This is a genomic window from Armatimonas sp. (assembly GCF_043760365.1).
Lineage (GTDB): Bacteria > Armatimonadota > Armatimonadia > Armatimonadales > Armatimonadaceae > Armatimonas.
Map to the genome: position 1 here is coordinate 1 of NZ_JAYUPA010000741.1, position 3533 is coordinate 3533.

3 protein-coding genes and 1 pseudogene are annotated in these 3533 nt (G+C 58.9%); 3 read left to right on the forward strand and 1 reads right to left on the reverse strand.

Annotated features, from left to right (window positions below):
* Positions 1-153: 153 nt before the first annotated feature.
* Positions 154-879 carry a hypothetical protein gene (locus tag ACH2EH_RS17620; RefSeq protein WP_395143633.1) on the reverse strand — a complete coding sequence of 242 codons (726 nt, stop codon included), beginning with the start codon at positions 877-879 and terminating at the stop codon, positions 154-156.
* Between the two features lie 408 nt (positions 880-1287).
* Between ACH2EH_RS17620 and ACH2EH_RS17625 the strand changes: the two genes are divergently transcribed.
* The 3 genes and pseudogenes from ACH2EH_RS17625 to ACH2EH_RS17635 form a co-directional block, all read left to right on the forward strand.
* Complete coding sequence (locus ACH2EH_RS17625; protein WP_395143635.1) at positions 1288-1818, forward strand: hypothetical protein; 531 nt, start codon at positions 1288-1290, stop codon at positions 1816-1818.
* Positions 1819-1846: 28 nt separating this feature from the next.
* Positions 1847-2947, forward strand: a complete 1101-nt coding sequence (gene rlmN / locus ACH2EH_RS17630) for a 23S rRNA (adenine(2503)-C(2))-methyltransferase RlmN (protein WP_395143637.1) — start codon at positions 1847-1849, stop codon at positions 2945-2947.
* Positions 2944-3533, forward strand: a pseudogene (locus ACH2EH_RS17635) (hypothetical protein); the annotation flags it as partial. The gene rlmN and the pseudogene ACH2EH_RS17635, both read left to right, overlap by 4 nt.

Here is a 3533-nt window from a genome sequence, read left to right on the forward strand (position 1 = left end):
CATGACCAACAATCCCGGAAAACGCGATGGCCTCCAGGGGTTTGATCTCAATGTCACTGAGCGCGTCCCCCTGCCCATCACGGCAAATCCGCACAACGCCCGCTATTTAGAGACCAAGCGCACTCGCATGGGCCACGACCTACCCGCCGTCCTCTAGCGACGGCGGCGGTGCAGCGCGATCCCTCCCAGCAAAGCAAACACTAAGCTAGCAGGCTCGGGAATTAATGCAAAGGGAGCTGGGTTTGACGCAAACGTACCTGTGCCATCCGCAGTAAAGCTATTGATGTAGCTGTTACCATTCATCGAAAAATCAGGTGTTGCCGCACTAAATGTCAAGGAATAGTCACGGCGCGTCGTGATATCAAAGTGGACGAAGTCCGAGCTCATGGTTACCAAGTCACCGAGAGCGCCGTTTTGTGAACCAGAGAAGCTGGGGTTACTACCACCATCGGTTCCCGTCAGAAACCCCCCAAGCCTTCCTGGATTCCCCCCGGAGTTTGCCACGATTCTCAACAGCTCACTTTTTCCATTGACTGGCGTATCTGCTGTAAATACCATAGTGATACCGGTCATGGGTTGCGTCAGTGATACCACTCCGGTGGCAACAGCCCCAACACTTGAGGTCAATGTCATCGTCGCCGGGATGACAGTGGCGAAGCCAGTGCCGTTGTACTCGTTGTTCACCTGGTAGTAGAAGTTAATCGCCTGCGGGGCTGCAAGTGAGAACGTACTTGAGCTCCCCGCATTTGTAAAAGTATAGGGTCGAGTTCCGCCCGCTTGAGTGAAGTTCGCAAAGGTGGTGAGCTGCGCGTGGGCAGCAGTGGCGAGAAGAGCTGTCACGGCTCCCAGAGTCAAATTTCTAACAATAACACGATTCATCAATTACGACCTCCTGAAACGAATGCACATCACTTGATTCTTGCCAGCGGTGACTTAGCGGTATACGGCCTGATTATCGGCCCTTGAAATAGGAAACTGGAGATTGTTTCCCCCAGGTAACATTTCGAGCCTCGGGAACACTAGGGCATGCGCATCACTTCCAAGGCTGGCCGTTCCAGCTCGCCCGCCCCACCCTTGAGCGTTTATGATCCTCTCCTGGGATAGGATGCACATCTGGAGCGATGGGCTTCACCTCCAGACGCGCTTTGGGGTGGAGCTGCGTGTCTCAGGTGAGGTCTGCAACTCCTGGGAAATTGTGGACTGACGCACCCAACTAAACCGGCGAATCGCAACGATAGAAGACTGAGGCTTAATGCAAAAGCTCACAACTTGGAACATTGCGTCGGGGTGAAACGTTCAGGAAGTATGCTGGCTGGAAATATAAATCACTCGCTCTCCGTGTTGATTCCCTGCGGGGGTGCACTGGCAATTGCCCTGCTAGGGGGGATCTCCCTGCTCTACCGTTCGCGTCTTCACTGGACAAGGAACCTCATGGTGCTCGGGCTGGGGCGGCAGGGCACGGGTGTCTATCGGGGACGTGCCATTCAGGTGACGCGGCAGGGCAGCGCGGTGACGATCGCGATCCGGATTCGCAACCCCGCCCGGCTCTACGATGAGCTGAGTAGCGAAGGGGTCGTGCCCGGTCTTCCCTGGATCAGCGAGATCGCCGCCATGCAGCTCAACACCCTCGCCTTCGCCCGCCGTGTTTGGGATCGGTGGCATATCCAGCTCAAGGGAGAGACTCTCCAGATCTCCTGCGCCACGGTTCGCCCCGAGCGCCTGCGCTTTCTACTGGATCTGGCGTGCGACCTGGCGGACGGCGTGGATCGGTTTGGCGAGGAGCGCCCCGTGTTTCGTCTGCGACGGCGTGCGGTCTAGGAGTCCAGACGTGATATAAAACCCTATTATGATGCAGACACTGGTAGGCCACACAAGCGCCGAACTGACGGAACTTCTCACTTCAAAAGGCCTCCCCGGCTACCGAGGCAAGCAGCTCGGCAAGGGATTGTACACGCGATTCTTACGCGATTTCGAGGGTTTCACCGATCTTCCTAAAGCCCTGCGCGAGCAGCTTGCCCAGGAATTCACCCTCGCTCCCTGCACAGAGCGCAGTATTCAGAGCGCACCCGACGGTACGGAAAAATACCTTCTGAACCTCCCCGACGATGAAGTGATCGAGGCGGTTTATCTGCCCTACGACGAGCGAACATCGGTGTGTGTGTCGTCGCAGGTGGGCTGCCCGATGGCCTGCTCATTTTGTGCCACGGGTACGGAAGGCTTGGCGCGTAATTTGACGGCAGGCGAGATCGTGGACCAGCTCCTCTTCATGCAGGCCAAGCACCCCGAGCAGCGCATCTCCCATCTGGTGCTGATGGGCATGGGGGAGCCGCTCCTGAACCTGCCCAACGTCCTCAAGGCACTGCGCCTCATCCACGACGAGGTCGGCCTTTCCTACCGCAATATCACGGTCTCCACGATTGGGGTCGTCCCCGCGATGGAGAAGCTCGCGGCGGAAAACCTGCCTATTACGCTGGCTGTCTCGCTACATGCCCCCAACAACACCCTGCGCTCCGAGCTGGTGCCCCTCAATGAGAAGTACCCCATCAGCCGTCTTCTGGAGGCGTGTCGAGACTATGTCGAGGCCACGAGCCGCCGCATCACGTTCGAGTATGTCTTGATGGCGGGGATCAATGACACGGAAAAAGAAGCCCATGAGCTGGGTGCGCTGCTGCGCCGTCAGCCGCTCTGCGCCGTGAACACGATTCCCTACAACACCACCGATGTTGCCGCCCGCTACCAGCGCCCTACCCCGGAGGCAGCCCGGCTTTTCCGTGAGATAGTCGCCTCGTACGGCGTGAATATTACGCAGCGCTACGAAAAAGGCCACCGGATTGCGGCTGCCTGTGGACAGCTCAAGCGCTCCACCCTCAAGCTTGGCTCGACCATGCGCCCTCTGCCGCTCCTATCCGAAGTCCCGACGGAGGCAGTGCCGGAGCCTGGAGCGTGACAGCAGACGAGTGGCGGGAGAAGCTCGCCGCTCTGCCCTCCAAAGAGATTCACCGCCTGCTCAAGAACGAGCCCGATGTCACGGCTAAGATTAGCACGGGGTTTCGTCCGGGCGTGGAGACGCTCAAGAATCCCATCGTCTTGAAGCGCCTCGCCGAGGCTCTGCCGAAGAACCCAAAGCTCGCCGAGGCCCTTGAGGGGCTCGAACCTGCCGCAATCGCACTTGCGATTCCCGAGCCTGTCGTTCTGGTTCCTTCCCCTCCAAAAGAGACAAGCGCCAAGCTCCACTTAAAACTCAAAGAGCAGCGGGCAGCACTGAAAGAAAAAGACACGCAACTAGCGCAGCAAGCTGTCCAACTGGCACAGCTAGAGAAAGAGCGCGATGCGACGCTGGCCGAGCGAAACTCGGAACGCCTGGCACGGGAAGCTGTCGCCGCCAAGCTGGAGCGGGAGCGCCGCCGCAAAGTGCCTGAGCCAGTCCCCGCGTCGCCCTCCCGACTTGCCCCCACTCCCGCCACGCCACGCGCTGGGGGAGCGAGTAATGAGGAGCAGGCAGGGTGGGTCCCTGAGGCTCTGAATCGCCTCCT